Source organism: Psychrobacter sp., assembly GCF_035469765.1.
Lineage (GTDB): Bacteria > Pseudomonadota > Gammaproteobacteria > Pseudomonadales > Moraxellaceae > Psychrobacter.
Map to the genome: position 1 here is coordinate 1 of NZ_DATIRM010000193.1, position 1964 is coordinate 1964.

Consider the following 1964-nt stretch of genomic DNA (forward strand, 5'->3'; position numbering starts at 1 on the left):
ATGATTTCAGGGTTTAAGATGCCGTCTTTTTCCATCACATAGCGTGATTTGATACCAGATACTTTTTCGATAAAAGCCGCTGATGAAGGCTGAAGAGCCGTGACTGTTCCTGCTTCAATGTCAGCCGTGTGTTTTGTATTATAATTTTCAACATACTGGTTAAAAGACTCTACTAGCTCTTCATTACTGATGCTAAAAGGCGGGATATACAGGCCAGTGCCTGTGATACAAGTCGTCATGATGCGCTTCCTTGTCTACTACTATAGGGCTTGAAATAAGCATAAGGTGAGGTAAAAAACAGTCGTCTAATTTTGGGTGAATGACTGTAAACTTAAAATAAGTGCCTTTATTATGCCTGAATATTATTATTTTTCTAATACTTTGTTACAAATAATCAGCTTCTTGCCAAGAATAAGCAAAGATTGGCTTCATTTTTCAGCAGCTGCGCTATAATCAGCCTTGCTTACTCACGTTATTTGTATAAATAATTGGTCTGCATTTTGATTGTCTACATCTCTATTAAGAAATATCAAACTTATTATCTATTTTGGAATGACAATGGTGGAACTTTTGAATTGGTTGTTTGGTCAGTATGCCGACTATCCGACCTTGTTTATCGGATTGGAATTGATTGCGGTTATCTTTGGGGTAGCCAGTGTACTACTCGCCAGTAAAACCAATATTTTGGTATTCCCTATTGGCTTGGTCAGCACCGCTATATTTGTCTATCTGTTATGGAAATGGCAATTATTTGGTGATATGTTTATCAACGCTTATTATACCGTTATGAGTATTTATGGCTGGATCAATTGGTCAAAGAATAAAGAACTTACACAGCATCAAGACCATATAAACCCCACTGCTCAACATAACCGAAGACAAGAGCTTCAAAATACTGATGCGCCAAACCTTATTCAAGTAGAACGTTTAAATAAAAATGACGTACCCATATTGGTATTATTAGCCACGGCGACTATGACTTTTGTTGGTCTGGTTTATTATTTTAGACCTGTTATTAACAATCAGTTTAGCTTCGATGGCGCTGTGCTTGGTGTGCATTTATTTACGTGGGTTGACTATACCGACATGCTGACCACGGCACTATTTTTGATGGCGATGTGGCTGATGGCGCGGCGCAAAATTGAGCATTGGCTTCTGTGGATTGTTGCTGATGCTATCTCAGTACCGCTCTATTTTTATAAAGGTTTGACCTTTACCGCACTGCAATACGTCGTATTTACTCTTATCGCAATTTGGGCTTATTATGAATGGCAACGCCGCTACCGCACACAATCTCACACAGCATACGCCTAAATCCGTCATCAAGATTGCAGTTTTAGGCGCAGAAAGTACAGGGAAAACCACACTGTGCCGTGACTTAGCCACCCATTTTGGCTGTCCTTGGGTGCCGGAGTATATGCGCACCTATCTACAAGAAAAATGGGATGAAGAGCATCTGACCTGTACGTGGGATGACTTGCTGCCTATTGCACAAGGTCAGATTGAGTTAGAAAACAAACTCGCGGAGCAAGCCGCGCAAACACCCGATAACAACCATTATTTATTTTGTGATACTAGCTTGTTTGAGCTCATGGTCTACTCTAACTGGTATTATGGTAATTACCCTGAAGCGCTCACCCAAGCAGCATTGGCACATTATTATGATTTGATATTATTGACCGATGTTGATACGCCTTGGGTTGCTGACGACTTGCGCGATAGTCCGCATCAGCGAGATGAGATAAGCGCTTATTTTTCTGATCAGTTAACAATTCACAAAAAATCATTTCAATCAATCAGTGGTAATCGAGCTGCTCGTGTTCAACAGGTGGTAAAGTTGCTAGAATTATTTAAATTAAATAATAATGCTTAGGGCGTGTCCTCAATTCAATCGATGGACATCTAAGTGGGCTAAAAATGGCTAAATTTTATGCCAATTACTATCTCACGAGCTTAGTGTTTAA

2 protein-coding genes and 1 pseudogene are annotated in these 1964 nt (G+C 39.8%); 2 read left to right on the forward strand and 1 reads right to left on the reverse strand.

Translation table 11 applies throughout. The annotated features are described in order from the left end of the window. A pseudogene (locus VLN09_RS05570) lies at positions 1–239 on the reverse strand (beta-ketoacyl-ACP synthase III); the annotation flags it as partial. A 319-nt stretch (positions 240–558) separates the two neighbouring features. On the opposite strand from VLN09_RS05570, the gene pnuC reads away from it, so the two are divergent. Then, a complete protein-coding gene (gene pnuC, locus VLN09_RS05575; RefSeq protein WP_325244476.1) occupies positions 559–1314 on the forward strand; it encodes a nicotinamide riboside transporter PnuC in 756 nt (251 codons plus the stop codon). Beyond that, the gene (locus VLN09_RS05580; RefSeq protein ID WP_325244478.1) at positions 1265–1873 is read left to right on the forward strand and encodes an ATP-binding protein; all 609 of its coding nucleotides are present in this window, start codon (positions 1265–1267) and stop codon (positions 1871–1873) included. Before pnuC ends, VLN09_RS05580 begins: the two co-directional genes overlap by 50 nt. The last annotated feature ends 91 nt before the right edge of the window (positions 1874–1964 follow it).

What these genes read in the sequence shown, in the direction of transcription:
- VLN09_RS05580 (WP_325244478.1), top strand. Translation starts at nt 1,265, where the DNA reads ATGAATGGCAACGCCGCTACCGCACACAATCTCACACAGCATACGCCT.
- pnuC (WP_325244476.1), top strand. Translation starts at nt 559, where the DNA reads ATGGTGGAACTTTTGAATTGGTTGTTTGGTCAGTATGCCGACTATCCG.